General features: G+C 54.4%; 12 protein-coding genes. 4 read left to right on the forward strand and 8 right to left on the reverse strand.

Annotation, left to right across the window (positions count from 1 at the left end):
* Positions 1–18: 18 nt before the first annotated feature.
* Both QZ298_RS05955 and QZ298_RS05960 read left to right on the forward strand, forming a co-directional pair.
* Positions 19–981 (forward strand): Abi family protein, encoded by a 963-nt coding sequence (locus QZ298_RS05955; RefSeq protein ID WP_296006677.1) that lies wholly within the window; start codon positions 19–21, stop codon positions 979–981.
* A gap of 245 nt (positions 982–1,226) precedes the next feature.
* On the forward strand, positions 1,227–1,448 hold the full coding sequence (locus tag QZ298_RS05960) for an ORF6N domain-containing protein (protein WP_296007117.1): 222 nt from the start codon (positions 1,227–1,229) through the stop codon (positions 1,446–1,448).
* A 1,184-nt stretch (positions 1,449–2,632) separates the two neighbouring features.
* Here the strand turns inward: QZ298_RS05960 and QZ298_RS05965 are convergent.
* The 4 genes from QZ298_RS05965 to rd all read right to left on the reverse strand — a co-directional run bounded on the left by QZ298_RS05965 (position 2,633) and on the right by rd (position 7,565).
* Positions 2,633–3,403, reverse strand: a complete 771-nt coding sequence (locus tag QZ298_RS05965; protein ID WP_296006680.1) for a hypothetical protein — start codon at positions 3,401–3,403, stop codon at positions 2,633–2,635.
* 1,372 nt (positions 3,404–4,775) lie between these two features.
* Positions 4,776–6,320: a hypothetical protein gene (locus QZ298_RS05970; RefSeq protein ID WP_296006682.1), complete on the reverse strand. Its 1,545-nt coding sequence runs from the start codon at positions 6,318–6,320 to the stop codon at positions 4,776–4,778.
* A 430-nt stretch (positions 6,321–6,750) separates the two neighbouring features.
* The gene (locus QZ298_RS05975) at positions 6,751–7,359 is read right to left on the reverse strand and encodes a superoxide dismutase (protein WP_296006684.1); all 609 of its coding nucleotides are present in this window, start codon (positions 7,357–7,359) and stop codon (positions 6,751–6,753) included.
* Positions 7,360–7,403: 44 nt separating this feature from the next.
* Complete coding sequence (gene rd, locus QZ298_RS05980; RefSeq protein ID WP_296006687.1) at positions 7,404–7,565, reverse strand: rubredoxin; 162 nt, start codon at positions 7,563–7,565, stop codon at positions 7,404–7,406.
* A 193-nt stretch (positions 7,566–7,758) separates the two neighbouring features.
* Between rd and QZ298_RS05985 the strand changes: the two genes are divergently transcribed.
* The gene (locus tag QZ298_RS05985; RefSeq protein ID WP_296006689.1) at positions 7,759–9,135 is read left to right on the forward strand and encodes a tryptophanase; all 1,377 of its coding nucleotides are present in this window, start codon (positions 7,759–7,761) and stop codon (positions 9,133–9,135) included.
* 125 nt (positions 9,136–9,260) lie between these two features.
* Here QZ298_RS05985 and QZ298_RS05990 read toward each other — a convergent pair whose 3' ends face one another.
* The 4 genes from QZ298_RS05990 to QZ298_RS06005 all read right to left on the reverse strand — a co-directional run bounded on the left by QZ298_RS05990 (position 9,261) and on the right by QZ298_RS06005 (position 16,117).
* Positions 9,261–10,256, reverse strand: a complete 996-nt coding sequence (locus QZ298_RS05990; RefSeq protein WP_296006692.1) for an aspartate-semialdehyde dehydrogenase — start codon at positions 10,254–10,256, stop codon at positions 9,261–9,263.
* 31 nt (positions 10,257–10,287) lie between these two features.
* Complete coding sequence (locus QZ298_RS05995) at positions 10,288–12,702, reverse strand: transglycosylase domain-containing protein (protein ID WP_296006694.1); 2,415 nt, start codon at positions 12,700–12,702, stop codon at positions 10,288–10,290.
* A gap of 107 nt (positions 12,703–12,809) precedes the next feature.
* Positions 12,810–15,767 (reverse strand): hypothetical protein, encoded by a 2,958-nt coding sequence (locus QZ298_RS06000; RefSeq protein ID WP_296006696.1) that lies wholly within the window; start codon positions 15,765–15,767, stop codon positions 12,810–12,812.
* Between the two features lie 2 nt (positions 15,768–15,769).
* Positions 15,770–16,117 (reverse strand): translation initiation factor, encoded by a 348-nt coding sequence (locus QZ298_RS06005; RefSeq protein WP_296006699.1) that lies wholly within the window; start codon positions 16,115–16,117, stop codon positions 15,770–15,772.
* Between the two features lie 199 nt (positions 16,118–16,316).
* On the opposite strand from QZ298_RS06005, the gene QZ298_RS06010 reads away from it, so the two are divergent.
* On the forward strand, positions 16,317–17,399 hold the full coding sequence (locus QZ298_RS06010) for a DUF4435 domain-containing protein (RefSeq protein WP_296006701.1): 1,083 nt from the start codon (positions 16,317–16,319) through the stop codon (positions 17,397–17,399).
* Positions 17,400–17,505 lie beyond the last annotated feature (106 nt).

Consider the following 17,505-nt stretch of genomic DNA (forward strand, 5'->3'; position numbering starts at 1 on the left):
CCGTATCTTTGAGCCGTTATGGCACGATATGACAAACCAGTATTGACTTTTGAAGAGCAAATTGCGTTACTGAAACGGGACGGATTGCGTATTGATGATGAGCGTCGGATGATTCGGCATTTATCGAATATCAATTATTTCCGGTTGTGTGCATATATGCGTCCGTTTCGGCAAATCGTTAATAAAGAGGAGGGGAACTTTAAAGAGGGTACTTCATGGGATGATATTTACGATTTGTATCGGTTCGACCGCAAGTTCCGTCTGCTGATATTCGATGCCATCGAACGCATAGAGGTGGCTTTGCGTACGCAGATCGTCTATCAACTCGGGCGGAAGCATGGTGCGCATTGGCAAGACAAGAGCGAGCTTTTTAAGGTTGTATGTTATGTTGATAAGAAAACAGGGGAAAGGCGTACATATTGTTTATACAATGAGTTGCAAAATCATATCGATGGAGTTTGGACTGATACCAGTTGCTGCGACTCGTTCAAACGTTATAGCCGAAAATATTCGGATCCGAAGAATCCCCCTTCTTGGATATGTATGGAGTTGATGTATTTCAATGAGTTGTCCAAGATATGCAAATATTTGAGCGATCGACAGGATGTTGTAGGGATCGCGGAGTATTTCGGCATACAGTCCGAGAAGGTTTTTTGTTCGTGGCTGCATGCGATCAATTATGTGCGGAATATTTGTGCGCACCATGCCCGTTTGTGGAATATTCGTTTGAGCATTCAGCCCGAGAAATTTTCTTACAAGGGCGAAGATAAGATTTGGCTGTCAAATGAAGAAGTAGATACTATTCAAAGTTCCAGAATCTACTATTTTTTGTGTGTCATCTTGTATTTGCTGCAGACCGTGAATCCGAATAGTAAGTTCCGAAAGCATTTTTTCGATTTGCTGGAGGAATATCCGAATATCGATGTCGGATATATGGGATTTCCGAAAAACTGGAGAGAGCATCCGCTTTGGAAAAAATAAATTGTAATTTCTTTTTATTTTTTTGGAATAAAAGAATTTTTACGTATCTTTGCTCCTACAAATTCGGTATAGTTCTTGTTACTATAAAGATAACAAGCCTCCCAGGCGAGCTTTCGGGCAGCATACTTGGGGGGCGTTTTCTATTTAAATCACTTTCATTCAGTTTGTTGCGAGTAGAGGTTCGGGACGCAGCAGGCTTTGGATTGAAGAATTTAGGCAAATTGTATGCCAAGGGCGACAATTTCATGTTTCAGCTTACATATCAAGAGGTTGAAAACTTGAGGTCACAAATTGTGACCTCAAGTTTGACTTCAGCATATGAAACATTCAATAATTGCGGTGGTCGACGTTATTTACCTTTTGTTTTTACGGAGCAAGGCGTCTTCATGTTGTCGGCTGTTTTGAAGAGTCCCACGGCCGTCAAGGTCTGCATCACGATTATGGACGGCGTTCGTTTCGTTGCGTAGCCAGGTAACATAAATCCATGTTGCTTTGGCGGCCGAATCGTTCGATTTTGGTAAATAGGAATGGCGATTCGATTATAATAATCGAATGTATTTCTTTAAACACCAATGTTTTTCATTCGAAATAGCAAATTTCGAAATATAAACGAATCTCTTGTCCTGGGCACTGTAAAAGAAAATCGCAGCTGATTGTCAATCGGTTGCGATTTTTCATTTCTGTTTTGCACCACATTTGCACCACTCATTTCCCAGATTGAGATTTTACACAGTTTTGACAGGGCACAATCTCCATTACCAGCAGATCGCTATCCAGAACGGTTATATTCCTTTGTCCAATTTTATCGCATTGGCAATAGGTTTGCACTCAATAGCATCGCATCCTGTTGTTTCAAGGCGTCTCGTTGCTAATATCAACTTACATCTTTTCTCTACATATAGTGATTTCATCGTGTCTGTGTTGTTCGGCTTATCTGACCCTCTTTTATGCACAGAGAAACCATCAAATATTTGTGAGAATTGTTATAATAAATACGCTTAGTCATATCGATTTTATGTTTAGTTCGATATTTACGCGGACACTTATTTACCTTGATACCTTATTATAAATCAATATTATAAGGTAGTCAGATGTCTGCTGTTTCGCTTTCAATCCAACCGTTTGAGGCAGGTCAATAGTCATCGGCATTTTCATCAATCTTAATCATATAGTCAACAACAGTGGCCATGCTGTTGCTTTCGGCTTCGAACGATTAGCTTTCTACATTCAATTTCGGAATGTAAGTTGCTGCCTTATTTGTGAGATTCGGCATTGTGACGAGGGATGCGAACAGCATTATTATATGCTCTCTATATTTCATTCTCAATAAAAACGAAATAAAAAATATCCGTATTTTGGATATTGAGATGTTGCTCCATTTGATTTCGGCATAAACGTTATGCGCTTTTTCAGTTCATCAATGTATCTCGTGTGGCGTTGCACTTGTGGGTAGGCGCAACTTACATATCCTAAAAACATGTAGCGCTTGTGATCGTGCTCGATGTGGCAGCTTATATGTTGAAAGTTTGGGGCATTGGAGTAATGGTTTTTTCGATCTATGGGTGTTGTGTTTCGGTAGATGTGTGGTTTTAAACAACAGCGGCACATCGATCGATGTGCCGCTGTGGCTAAATAAACTTTTTACAGTCTACTAAGACATGTGTGTTTCTTCTTCTTTTTTGTGAAAAGTATAAACGGCTTTTCCGACAATAATCCGTGCCGGATGTATGGAGAAGAAAACTTTGCTTTCTCCTTCTATTTTACGTAAAGTCGTCGATATAATTACCAAGTTATTCGGGCTTGATTGCTGTTCACAATCTTGATATTCGGCTTTGTAATTTTTAATACGGGTTTCACGGCAATCGGTTTCCATTTTCTCTTTCGAGTAGAAACTTTTGGGGTAGTCGGTTTGTAGCTGTTTAAAAGTGGAGCCGTCCATGATTTTTTTAACTTCCGCCATGATTTTTTCTTCATCGAACGGAAGCATTGCCCATGTTCGTCGTACTTTGTACTTGGCATAGTCGCCTTTAGCGATGGCCTTATCAAGTGATTTGCCTTCGCGTTTGAGTACTAAAACTATTGGTTGCTCGAAAGTTAGTGTGTCAATGGTGTCAGGATTTATTTCTTCTGTAAAGAGAATATCGTCGTTGCGGATTCCGCATAGCAGCATTGACCATCCTTTGATCCAGAATTTTCGGTAACACCTCGATTCTTTGTTGCCTGTTTTGAGCTTGTTGAGGGATGCGCTTGAAGTCATGATCTGCTGGGGATTTTGTGGTATTGAAGACCCCGCACTGGCGACATCCACCGGTTCGATCTTTGTTTCCTCGGAGTGATAAAAGAAATTGATTATTTGTTTGACAACAAGAACAAGAAAGACTATGCTGCCGATAACGATAAAGGTAATATTCATTAGTTCCATATGGTTTGCTTTTAAAGCACAATGGGAATACCCGTACGCTCCGGATCTTCGTAAATGAATTTTTCTATGTTATTTTGCATCCATGCCTGGATACCTCTTGCTGCAATAGTGAGCAAGATTATGGTTCCTATTGCAATTTTGCATTGGTCGGTATAGGTAAAGGCCATTATAGTTATAATGGCAAGAGCAATTCCCAATACAATACTCCATCGAATGAACTTGGAAGTTAGTATTAAATTTTTCCGCTCTAATCGCTTTGAAATCGTTGTGTCACAAAGCAGTACTATTACTTCAACGACAAATAGAACCAGAGTGGCTGTTATCCTATTGCTTATAGTGGAGGGTGTAATGAATGCACGTACTATGCAAAGAGTCCAAAAAACTGTACGTAAGAACGGAACAACCCAAAAGTGAAAACATTCCCACTTCTTTCTCTTTTTTGTAGTTAGTGCTTGAATGACTGGCCAGCTCGTTTTTGTGAATAGCTGTGCAATTTTGTTAAAAAATCGTAATCCCACAGTTGTAATTTTTGACCGAAACGTAGCGGTGCAAGACGGCCTTACACAACGCGCGTATTCTTGTAAAAAGCGCGCAAATGTACGTAAAGAGTATGGAACTACCAAAGAGGACATGGTTTTGAGCCTTTCTGTGCTATTAAAACGCCTTTATTTGTGTTGTTTTGGCCCATGTGGGCAAAAATCCCGCCATTCTCTGATTCGGTGCCGGGCGATCGGAGAGGGTGGTAGCTTCACAAATGTAAGCAAAGTGGACGCCAATTCCAAATATTAGACTCATAAAAAGCTGAATTATTGATGTTAGTGTCTGGTTTCTATATGAAGCCGGGCACCGTAAAATCTCCGGTGCCCGGCAGTACATGGACGTTGTTTCGATTTCGTTGTTTGGCCGTATTCCCCTATTTATCTGTTAGTTGTCTTTTATACACCGTACCATGCCGCTCAGGACTCGGGTTTCATATTCCGGGGGTGTTTCCGGGAGGATTAGGGGCGTGTCGCTTTGGCATTTGGCTCGTACTTCGTAGTATCCGTTTGCATAGACATAGATTGTGATGCGGAGGTTGTTGCGCCACGCATTATCCGTGCATTCCGGGCAGTATGACGAGGACGTCCAAAAACAAAAACAGCAGGGAATCTCACGATTGCCTGCTGCCCCCGGAGGTTGCCCTCCTAAAACTACTAACCCAAACTTAAATAAATGAAGAAACCTCACTGCGGTTGCTGATCCGCAGTTGACATAACAAATAACAAAGCCCGTGCCAAATGAAGATCCGGGAGTCCCGGATCGACGGAAACGACCGTTCAGGGCATCCTTGTGCCCGAATCTGATGCTATTATCGCCGGAGAGCCTTGTGCCCTTATAGGGCTTTCTGTGCGATTTCTTCGTTCGGGAGTACTTCGTAGACGTTCTTCGACCGGACGCTGTACCGTGTCCAGTCGTTGAAGTTGCAATGGCGCGTTACCCATCCAGGATAGGGGCTCCATACAATTTTACGGAGTTGCAGTCCGCTTTTTTCGGCCAGTTCGGGGTCGGCCGAAAGCACTACGACGTGCCGTTGTTCGGCGGTCAGCATGCGTGCCGCTTCTTCGAGAGCTTCGGCGGTGGCGAAATGCCGGTTGTCGAATCTCTTCGGCATGTAGAATCTCGTTTCTATCACGCGGGCTTCGATCACATATTGCGGCCAGCTGTAATAGGTCTTTTCGTCTGCGAGGTTCAGTGCCACGACGTCCCCTTTTTCTTCGCAGTAGCGATCCATCATTCGGTAGAAGTAGATGTCGGCAGGGTCTTGCACCAGTACAAAGAGGATCGCTCCGGCGTTGAACGCCAGCATGAGGCCCACAAGCCACTGTCGTAGCCGGAGGGGGGCGGTTTGCCGTAGTTCTTGCCAGAATAGTGTGATGAAATAGGGCGCAAAGAAGAATGCCGGGAAGAAGAACCGCACTTCCTTGTGTCCCAGGAAAAAATGCACCAGCAGGAACGGTATCAGTATCCACGTAACGATGTGTCGGCGGTGTGTCCAGAAGAAGCGCAGCATGGCCGCCCAGACCAGCAGTCCGAAAAGGATGCCTCCCTCGGTCAGCGAGGTTGTGAAGTAGTACCACCACGGTTCAACGCCGAATTTGAGCATGTGGCCGTGCAGGATGTTCTCGCGCAGGTAGTTGATCGGAGTCAGCGTCCATTGGCCGTAGAACCAGCGGTCGGCGAGCAGTCCGAGGGCCAGCATGCTGCATAGGCCCGGCACCATGCCGATGAAAAGTTTCGGACGGCGGCAGAAGATCAGCATCCACAGACCATAGCCCAGCAGGGCGAATCCGCTTTGGTAGCGCACGATGAACGTGGCGCCGGCGAGCGTTCCCAGCAGCAGGCCCCAGCGGAGTTCATGTCTGCGGTCGGTCGAGGCGTAGTGCAGCGTGAGACCTGCCAGCAGCAGCAACAGGTTGCCGGTCAGCATTTCGGCGCTGAAATGCACATGCAGGTAGGCCAGGAACCAGAGGAATAGTCCGAGGGCCAGAAAGAGCCGTTCTTGTTGTTCATCGTCCGTTTCGCGGCGTACGACGCGGCCGAAAATTACGAGTGCTCCGATCGAAAGGGCGCCGCTGAACAACTGGAGCAGAAACACCAGAAAGTAGGGCGAGTAGAGGCCCGCCGCCAGCAACAACCGTCCTAAGCACCACACGATCCACGGCTGCACGCCCGAGCGCATCATCAGCGGGTACTCCCAAGCCAGATGTTCGACCGTCGGGGTGCCGAACAACTTCATGTGGGCGTATTCCAGAATCTGGTAGTGTTCGTCGTGGTGGTAGTAGCCGTGGCTGAACCAGGCGTAGAGCAGGGTCAGGAATGCGCCGGCAAGAAGGATTCCCCGGCGGCTGCAAAGGATTTTTTTAAGTTCGGGCGACATGTAGCAGGAAATTCGGCGACAAAGATACGAATAAGCCGAATACAAAACCAAACTTGTTTGGATTTTGTTGAGGCGGAAATATCTAAAACAAAGTTAAAGATACGAATAAGCGAGGGCAAAAGCAAGCTTGCTTGCATTTTGCCGAGCGAGAGTATCTTGGGCAGGGTCAAAAATACGAATAAGTTGAGCACAATGCTGAATTTAAACGTACCATTGTCATAAAAACGGCATCTCGAATCCAGGCGTCGTGGTTTGCTGCCGGCGTCGTTGTATCCTATTTTGGCTCCCACCCCGCACCCCATCCTTGGGGGCGGTCGGAATGTCGAAAGTATTCGAATTTTCACACTATTGGTGCATCAAGGTGTATAACATGAAATAGAAAAACCGCTTTCATGCGAAAGCGGTTTTTCCATCGAGTTTGCGGCTCCGGTTATTTCTTGGCGTAGCGTTCGGCGACGGTCTTCCAGTCGATGCAATTCCACAGCGCGGCTACGGCGTCGGCGCGGCGGTTGCGATAGTCCACATAGTAGGCATGTTCCCATACATCGATGCACATCAGCGGCTTCAGCCCTTCGCGCAGCGGGTTGCCCGCATTCGGCGTGCTGACGATCGTCAGTTCGCCCGAGGGTTTTGCGGCCAGCCATACCCAGCCCGAGCCGAACAGCCCGACAGCGGCACGGCTCATCTGCGTTTTCATTTCGTCGAACGACCCGAAGCTGCGGTCGATGGCTTCGAGCAGGGTGCCCTGGGGAGCCTGCTGCGGCTTGGGCGAAAGTTGATCGAAGTAGAATTCGTGGTTCCAGGCTTGCGCCGCATTGTTGTAGACGGCGCCTTCGGCCGTCAGTACGATGTCTTCGAGCGGTTGCCCGGCATAGGGCGAGTCGACGAGCAGTTCGTTGAGTTTGTCGACATAGCCTGCATAGTGTTTGTCGTGGTGGTAGTGCAGTGTCTCCTCGGAGATGTGGGGCGCCAGTGCATCGTAGGCGTAGGGAAGGTCGCGCGGTGCGAAGCGTGTCGCGGTGGCGGTATCGGTGTGCATAAGAAACAGCGTAAAAAGAGGTAAGATCAAAGGATTCATCGGTTTCAGTCTATCGGTTCGAAAACATCTTTCGGTTCGCCGCATACGGGGCATATCCAGCCCTCGGGCAGTTCTTCGAACGGGGTGCCGGGTGCGATGCCGTTGTCGGGATCGCCGATCTGGGGATCGTAGATGTATTCGCAGACGGTGCAACGATATTTTTTCATGGCAGTAAATGATTATAAGATTCGGGATTCTGCCAACAAATAAAGTGCCCGAATCGGATTTCCCGAAAAATATTCGTAAATTTGAAAAAGGACGGGGTGCGTGCTTGCCGTTCCGTGCGGATGGAGTGGTGCGCCGCCTTGCGCTGTCCTTGAAAACTTTACGACCGACCGAACCTTTAAAAAACTTTTTGCTATGGAACTTCCCTACGCTGAACCTTATCGCATCAAGATGACCGAGGCCATCCGCACTTCCACGCGCCGGGAGCGCGAGGCTTGGATCCGCGAGGCGCATTACAATCTTTTCAAGCTGCGCAGCGACCAGGTTACCATCGACCTGCTGACCGATTCGGGCACCGGTTCGATGAGCGACCGCCAGTGGGCCGCCATGATGACCGGCGACGAGAGCTACGCCGGTGCGTCGTCTTACTTCCGGCTCAAGGAGTGCGTCGAGCGCATCTTCGGGATGCCTTGGTTTTTGCCCACCCACCAGGGGCGTGCTGCGGAGAATGTCATCTTCTCGGCTCTCTTGAAGGAGGACGACATCGTGCCGGGCAATTCCCATTTCGACACCACCAAGGGGCATATCGAGTTCCGGCGCTGTCATGCCATCGACTGTACGATCGACGCCGCGGCCGATACGCAGCTCGAAATTCCGTTCAAGGGCGAGATGGATATCGCCAAACTCGAACGCGTGCTGCGGGAGAATCCCCGTGAGAAAATTCCCTGCGTGGTGCTGACCATTACCAACAACACAGCCGGCGGACAGCCTGTGTCGATGCGCAACATCCGCGAAACGGCCGAGGTGTGCCGTCGCTACGGTGTGCCGCTGCTCCTCGACTCGGCCCGCTTCGCCGAGAACGCCTATTTCATCAAGACCCGCGAGGAGGGCTATGCCGACAAGACCATTAAGGAGATCGTCCGCGAAATCTACACCTACGCCGATCTGATGACTATTTCAGCCAAAAAGGACGGTGTGGTCAATATGGGCGGTTTTGTGGCGATGCGCTCCGAGGAGCTGTTTCGCAAGGCCATGTCGTTCAACATCATGTATGAAGGTTACATTACCTACGGCGGCATGTCGGGACGCGATATGGATGCGTTGGCGGTGGGTCTCGACGAGAATACCGAATTCGAACAGCTCGACGCCCGCATCCGTCAGGTAAGGCTTCTGGGCGATCTGTTGGACGAGTATGGCGTGCCTTACCAGCGGCCCGCGGGCGGCCATGCGATCTTCATCGACGCCAAGAAGGTGCTGCCCGATTTGCCGAAAGAGCATTTCATTGCCCAGACGCTGGGGGTGGAACTCTATCTGGAGGCAGGCATCCGAGGTGTGGAAATCGGTTCGATCCTCGCCGACCGCGATCCCGAGACGCACGAGAACCGTTATCCGGCGCTCGAACTGCTGCGTCTGGCTATTCCGCGCCGCGTTTACACCGACAACCACATCCGCGTCATCGCAGCCGCCTGCCGCAACATCTACGAGCGGCGTCATGAAATCACATCCGGTTATCGGATCACGTTCGAGGCGCCGATCCTGCGCCACTTTACAGTGGAACTGGAGAAAATATGAAATCGGGGATAGGCCTGGAGTAGAAAGGAGACCGCACCTTCCAGAAGGTGCGGTCTCCTTGTACATAAGCGTTGCCGATTGTGCCGGAGGCCGTGTCCCGCAGTCGGAACCTGCGACGCAGGTTTTTATTTCATCAGGGTCTCCAGAATCTGTACGGCGTTGAGCGCGGCGCCTTTGCGGATCTGGTCGCTCACGCACCAGAACGTCAGCCCGTTGTCGCAGGCTAGGTCTTTGCGGATGCGGCCCACGTAAACTGGGTCGTGCCCGGCGACGAAGAGCGGCATGGGGTATTGCTTGTTGGCCGGATTGTCCGTCAGCACCACGCCGGGTGCGGCAGCGAACGCGGCGCGCGCCTCTTCGACCGAGAGGGGGCGTTCGGTCTCGATCCAGATGCTCTCCGAATGGGCGCGCATGACCGGCACCCGCACGCAGGTCGCCGAGACCTGCACGTCGGAGTGCATGATTTTGCGCGTCTCGTTGAACATCTTCATCTCTTCCTTGGTGTAGTCGTTGTCGGTAAAGACATCGATGTGGGGAATGACATTGTAGGCGAGCTGGAAAGCGAATTTCTCGACCGTGGGTTCCTCGCCGGCGCTCAACTGGGCGTGCTGCCGCTCCAGCTCGGCCATCGCCGCGGCTCCGGCACCGCTGGCCGACTGGTAGGAGGCCACGCGGACGCGGCGGATGTGCGACAGCCGTTCGAGAGCCTGCAAGGCCACGACCATCTGGATCGTCGTACAGTTGGGGTTGGCGATGATCCGTCGCGGCGCCTGCCGGGCATCGTCGGGGTTGACTTCGGGCACCACCAGCGGAACATCGGCATCCATACGGAAAGCGCTCGAATTGTCGATCATTATCGTGCCGTGCCGGGTAATGGTCTCCGCATATTCGCGCGACGTGCCGGCGCCGGCCGAGACCAGGGCGAAGTCGATCTCCTTGAAATCGTCGTTATGTTGCAGCAACTTGACCGTGAGTTCCTGCCCGCGGAACCGGTATGTGCGGCCGGTGCTTCGCTCCGAGCCGAACAGCACGAGACGGTCGATGGGCAGCGGCCGTTCTTCGAGAATTTTCAGAAACTCCTGGCCAACGGCGCCGCTGGCCCCTACGATTGCGATTTTCATAGCTAATTTCTTCGGTTCTTATCAGTTTGCGTCAGTCGAAAAATTGTTCGTCTTCCACTTTCTCCTCGATTTCGAATTGTTCCTCGTCTTCCTTTACCCAGCTGCAATCGTAGCGCGGCATCAAGCCCGGACGGGCGAAGGTGTCGAGCCGCGAGATGCCCAGCGTGCCGTCGTTGTAGACCTGCCGCAGGAAGTCGCCCACGATGGGCAGCGCCACCACGCTGCCTTCGCCGCGTGCGAGCAGGTGCACCGACTGATCCTCGCCGCCGACCCAGGCACCGGCTACGATGCGCGGTGCCACGCCCACGAACCAGGCGTCGCGGTTCTTGTTCGAGGTGCCGGTCTTGCCGCCGATCTCCACGTCGTTGAATCCGTATTCCCATTTCAGACGGGCTGCCGTACCGCCCAGCACCACGCCGCGCAGCATCGAAAGCATCGTGTAGGCGGTGCGTTCGTTGATGGCGTCCTGCGACTGGGGGATGAACGAGGCGATGAGGTTGCCCTGGCGATCCTCGATGCGTGTCACGAAGATGGGGTCGTTGTGCACGCCTTGGTTGGCGAAGGTGGCGAAGGCGCTCGCCAGTTCGAAGACGTTCGACTCGGAGGTGCCCAGACACAAGGCCGGCACGGGGTCGATGTAGCTGCGGATACCCATGTTATGGATGAAGTCAGCCACGGCGGCGGGTTCCTTGGCTTGTTTCATGATCCAGGCCGAATAGTTGTTGCGGCTGCGTGCCAGGCCCCACGAAAGCGGATGCAGCTCGCCGGCTTGCTCGACCTTGCCCGCTTCCTTGGGCGACCAGGCCGTGCCGTTGGCCGTTTCGATCGTCACGGGGAGGTTGGGTACCGGCGTGCAGGGGTTGAGACCCAGGTGGCCGATGGCGAAAGTGTAGACGAAAGGTTTGATGGTCGAACCGATCTGGCGCTTGCCTTGTTTGGCCATGTCGTATTTGAAGTAGCGGAAACTCGGCCCGCCGACATAGGCTTTGACGAATCCGGTGCGGGGGTCGAGCGCCACGAACGCGGCGCGCATGATGCGCTTGTGGTGGAGGATCGAGTCGCGCGGCGTCATGAGCGTGTCGCGCTCCCCTTTGAACGTGAAGACCTTCATCGAGCAGGGCCGGTCGAAAGCCGCTGCGATTTCGCGCTGGCTGGCTCCGGCGTTCTTCATCTCGCGGTAGCGATCCGAGTAACGCACGGCGTGGCGCATGATGCGTTCGCGCTCCTCGCGCGTGGCATCGACGAAGAGCGTCCGCGTACGTTTGTACTGGGCGTCCATCTGCGGCTGGATCACGGTTTCAAGCTGTTTTTGTACCGCTTGCTCGGCGTAGCGCTGCATGGTGGAGTTGATGGTCGTATAGATCTTCAGTCCGTCGCGGTAGATGTTGTAGGGCGTGCCGTCGGCCTTGCGGTTCTTGTGGCACCAGCCATAGATAGGATTTTCGTCATACTCCTTGATGGCCTGTTCGTAGTCCCACTGGTTGTAGAACTGGTTGCGGCGCGGCCGCGAGGCGTTCATTACCAGACGCAGCATTTCGCGGAAGTAGGTCGCCGTGCCGTCGTTGTGCGACACGGGTTTGTAATTCAGTACGATGGGCAGCGCGGCGATCGAGTCGTATTGCCCGCGAGTCAAAGCGCCGGCCGCCTTCATGCGCGAGAGCACGAGGTTGCGGCGCGCCAAGGCCCGTTTCGGGTTGCGCACGGGCGAATAGAACGTCGGGGCGTTGACTACACCCACCAGCATGGCTGCTTCCTGCACGTTCAGTTCGTGCGGCTCCTTGTTGAAGAACGTGTGGGCCGCCGACTTGATGCCGAAAGCGTTGGAGCCGTATTCCACGGTGTTGAGGTACATGGCGGCGATCTCGTCCTTGGTGTAGTTGTATTCGAGTTTCAGGGCTGTGATCCACTCCTTGAGCTTGGACGATATGAGTTTGGCCGTGCGGGCCACGCGGCTGCGGTTGTGAGCCGTGTCGCGGGGAAAGAGATTTTTGGCCAGCTGCTGGGTGATGGTCGAGCCGCCGCCTTGCGAGAAGTTTTGCAGCGCCACGGTTTTTACGGCCACGCGGGCCAGCGAGGGGATGTCGATGCCCGAGTGGTTGCGGAACCGGATGTCTTCGGTCGATATGAGCGCCGCGATGATGGGCGGTACCTTGCGGTCGCCCAGGACGATGTGCTGCGCCGGGTCGTCGGGAAAGAGGTCGGCGTATTGCACGTAGGAACGGTTCTGCACGAAGAACGACCCGATGGTCTTGCCGTCCTCCGAATAGATTTCCGTGGCCAGGTTGCTGCGCGGATTCTCCAGCTCCTCGAACGAGGGCATGCGCCCGAAGACGCCCAGTGCGGTCAGTATGAGCAGGACGGCCAGCAGGGCGAACGGCGCGAAGGCGATCGTCCAGATCCAGCGTATGGTTTTGGGACTGACATCCCGATGTTTCTTGTATGCCATAGCGACGAATATTTGATGCGAAGATAGGGAAAATCGAGTTAACAATTAAAAATCGGGGCCTAAAAAAACCGATAGTCCTGCAAGGGAGTCGCTGTCGGCGGTCGTTTTTAAAACGGCAGCCCGACCGAGGCGGTAAACCACAGCCCGCCGTTGGAGGGGTGGTAGAACGAGAGTTTGACGCTCGACGTGGCCGAGTCGGGTTGACGGAAAAGATTGACGTCGAAAATCAGGTCGCCGCCCGCCGACCAGATGCGGCGCCGGATCATGCGTCCGTCCGACAGGCTGCGCCCCGGCCGGTAGTCGCGGAACTCGGCGTAGTCGCCCCCGACGTTGAGCCGGATCCGCTTGAAGTAGATCAGCGATCCGATGCCGCCTTCGGGATACCAGACGGGCAGTTGATAGTCGAGGGCCGCCGCCATGTAGTTGTTGGCCAGGATGTCGGCCGAGGTGTAGCCGCGCGGGATCAGGCGGGTCGAACGGTAGCTCAGGGGAGCATAGCCCGAGGGGAATTTGTAGCCGCCGATCGAAGTCTGGTAGTTTGCGGCCAGCCTGATGGAGTGGTGGGGTGCGAAGCCCGGGAGGTAGCATTGGGCGTAGGCCGAAATCAGATCGCTGAAGTAACGGTCCGACGGGTTGAATGTGTAGCCGGCGCTGAGCGTGTAGCCCCAGCGGGGCGCGAAGTCGCGGTGGGCCAGCTGCACCCGGTCGGAAAAGGCCGCGCCGAAAGAGAGTTTGTGCAGCCCCTCGTGGAACCCGATGTGCTCCAGGTTGGTTATGTTGTGGTCTTTCCACTCGATGCGCCCCAGGTTGGCCACCATGCCGTTGGAGTAGTTCCAGCCGGTCGAGATCGAGAGCTGCCGCGTGTGGTAGCCGCACTGGAAGTAGAGCGGCAGCGTGGCCGACAGGCCCACGGAATAGTATTTGTCTGCGGCGGGCCGTTTTTGGTATTCGTAGGAGCCGGTCGCTTCGTTGTACTGGCTCAGCGAATAGAAAACTTGATTGCCGCCATAGGCCGCGTCGAGGTCGAAACGGACGCCCAGTCCGAAATAGCGCGCTCCGAGCCGGAAGACCGAACCTTCGCGTCGGTTCCAGCCATAGGAGACGAACGCTTCGGTATTCGACAGCAGGTTCTGCGACAGGAGCGTGGCGCCGATGTTCACGTCGATGACATGCTCGTCGACCGCCGCAAAGGGGTCGAACGCCAGCGGCATCCAGCTGTGGACATTGACCAGATTGGGGGCTTTGCGGTAGCGCCGCGTGCGGAATTCGCGGGCTTGCTGCACCGAATCGGCCGCCGTGAAGCGCACCGTGTCGAGGTTCACCACAGGCCAGCGTTTGCGCGGCGGGTTGACGACATTGGCCGGCAGCGGGGCGGGGCGCACGGGGATCAGCGCGCTGTCGGCCACAGGTTGTGCCGCGACTCGGTAGCCCCGCCGGTCGTAGGTCGTGGCCAATATGGCCTCGCCGGCCGGCGCCGGGTCGAACGAGCCGTAGGCGGAAGTCGTGATGCGGTATTCGCACCGGGTCGTGAGGTCGTAGCAGTGGATTTCGTCCTTGCCCGAGGCGATCGAGCCGTAGTAGAGTTTTCCGCCGCCCGCCCGCAGGTTCGAAAGGCTGATGTAGGCGCCCCGGGTTACCGGCTGCACCCCGGTTTCGTCGACATGTCCGATCCACATGCCGCTGTCGTCCGTGACCAGTGCATACCAAGCGTCGTTCGCGTCGTCCCAGGCCAGGCCGTGGATTTCCGACCGGTCGGGGGCGGCGAAGCGCCGGCGGGAAGCGTCGGCTTCCTGTACGACGATTGTATAGCGCCCGCTGTAATCGTATTCGACCCACCCCAGCCGGTCGCCTGCTGCGGTCGGATAGAGCGCCCGCCGCTCGCCCGATATGGTGCGGGGGCGTTCGTCGTCGAGCCGCATGCAGCAGAGTTGCGAATTGACCCGCTGTTCGAAGAGTTTCGACCGCCGGTATTCCGTCCACCAGACGATTCCGTCGCCAAGCGACGGTCGGGTCGAGAGGCTGCCGACGTAGGCCACGAGCCGTTCCTGTTCCGTCGCAGGGTCGATCTCGACGAACCGCGCCGGGCGGTCGTAGTCGGTTTTCACGGCAAGAATATGCCCGTCGGGCAGCGCCAGCGGCCAGCGGTAGACGGTGTAGTTCCGTTCGGGAAGCCGGCACAGGGGTGCGGCGCTGTCCTCCGTCTTCGGCAGGGCGGCCCAGTAGGCGTGCAGGTCGTCGAACGTTTCGCGTAAAAGCTGCGAGACGTCGGTTTTGTAGAATTTCTTCAAGGCCACATGGGTGGTCATCAGCACGTAGGGATTGCGGGCGCTGTACCAAGCCACCTTGTCCCAGATGTTTTCGTCGTATTTTTCGTAGGCGTAGGAGCAGATTTGGTAGCCCAGTTCGTAGTGGTCGGGCACATGGCTGAGGTACGAGCCGCAGAACCAGCGGTCGAGGTTGCGGCGGTCGCGGCCGATGTTGTCCAGGGCGCGGTAGGCCATCGAGAATGAGGGTTGCAGTCCGCGGCCGAACGACGACATGGCCGTTTCGGACATCACGGCGTCGCCCTCCATGACCCAGATGGGTATGCAGAGCAGGCCGATGGTCGACCCCTGCTGGCCGAGGATGTAACTCAACGCACGGATGACACCCCGGTTCAAGTTGTTGTACTGCACGGCATGGCGGTATTCGTGGGCCGCCAGTTGTTTGTACCAGGGCATCGAATAACTTTCGATCGAAGGCGAAGAGAGGAATTCGACGCGTTTGGGCAGGTACATGACCAGACCGTTCGACCGGAAATTCTCGGGGTGCATGACGAACGGGATGCGCATCGGGCCGTGACGGAATCCGTAGCCGATATCGGGCTGCACGGTGCGGATGTAGAAAAGCGTGCGGGCCGCGAGGTCGGATACCGTGTCGGGATAGATCATCCGCACGTCGGGCGTGCGGATGGTCGACCACCGGAGGTTCGCAGGATCGGAACCCCAGGTGTAATACTGGGCCTGAAGCGACTGCGTTGTCAGTATGGCGCAGCCGGCGAAGAGTATGCGCAGGAGTTTTTTCAAAATCAGCCGCCGGCTTTTTTGCAGCGGTAGCCGCTGCGGATAAGAATGTCGATCACGCGGTCGCGGTGATCGCCCTGGATGATGATTTCGCCCTCCTTGGCTGCACCGCCGACGCCGCATCGGGTTTTCAGCAATCGTGCCAGTTCCTGCAAGTCGTCGTTGCGCCCCACGAATCCGCGCACGAGCGTGGCGACCTTGCCGGCCCGCTGTTTGCGGTCGAGCCACACGCGCAAATCCTGCGCGGCGGGCGCGAGGGTCTCCGGTTCTTCGTCCTGCCGGGTGGTGTATGCGAAGTCGGGATCGGTCGAGTAGACCGTTCCGAGCCGGGATTTCCAGTCGTTGTCCGCCATTTTATTCAGTAAACAAAGTGAAAAACGCGCTTTTTCTTCTTGGTTCCTGTTCGAAAGGTAGGTATCGAACGTCGAAAGGGCGCCGTTATTTTGTGCAAAAGTACGAAAATATTTATCTTTACGGAAAAGAAGGCCGTGTGAAATAGAAGCAAGGCCCTACGAGAGGGTAACGCCGGTATCTCAAGGCATGGGGTTGGTTATGAACAAACTGCGCAAAAAAACATTCGTCGCACGTCCGGGAGCGGACGAGCCGCTTCCGCAGCCGCTGCCGGCCGATCCGTCGCAGCGGCTGGTGCGGGTCTTCGTCGAGGGATATGAGGACGTAGCTTTCTGGCGCGGCATCTTCGACCATTTCCGCAATCCCTATCTGCGGTTCGAGATTTCGGTGCCCAACCGCGACGATCTGCCCAAGGGCAAGAAGGTGCTGCTGAACATGATCCCCGAGTCGGGCGACGACCTGCTGTTGTGCGTCGACTCGGACTTCGACTATCTTTTCGCCGGGTGTACCGAGCAGTCGCAGACGGTCAATTCGGCGCGGCACATGTTCCACACCTATGCTTATGCCACGGAAAACTACCTCTGCTATGCGCCGTCGCTGCATAACGTGTGCGTCAAGGCTACGAAAAACGACACGCGCATCTTCGATTTCGTGGCTTTCATGCGCGATTATTCGACGACGATCTATCCGCTTTTCGTGTGGTATGCCTATTCGGCGCAGTTGGCTTCGGAGCATGTTTTCCCGTTGATCGATTTCAAGTCGGCCGTGCGTCTGGGCTATCTGGACATCGCCGACAACGGGGCGAAGACCCTCGCTTGGCTGGCCCGCAATGTGGAGAAGCGCGAACGCCTGCTGCGGGAGCGCAATCCGAAGATGATCGAGCCGATGAAAGCGTTCGAAGAACAACTTCGGGCACGCGGGCTGACGCCCGAGACGACCTATCTTTTTATGCACGGGCACACGTTGATGGACAACGTGGTCATGGTGCTGCTCAACTCCGTGTGCGAGAAACTGCGCCAGCTGTCGATTGCCAAAATCGCCTCCTCGACCAAACAGGGCGTGGCGCTGCGCAACGAAATGTCGAACTACACCAACTCGCTGCGCTCGATCCGCGATGTGTTGCTGGACAACGAAAACTACACGCGCTGTACGCTTTACAAACGCCTGCAACGCGACATCCAACGCTACATCGCCCGCACGATCGTGGACATGAAGCGCCAGGGAGAAATCCGTGACGACACCTTCTGGACGATCCTGCGGAAGTTCAAGGCTCATGAAATGTGATAAGGGCGGGCCGAAAAACCGAAAAACGAAGATCAAGGAGTATTAAAATCTTGCAAATCAAAACTATATAAGTTTCGAACCCTCGAAGTCTCTGAATTCCCCTCTC

Origin of the sequence: uncultured Alistipes sp. (genome assembly GCF_910580175.1) — a bacterium.
Taxonomy (GTDB): Bacteria; Bacteroidota; Bacteroidia; order Bacteroidales; family Rikenellaceae; genus Alistipes.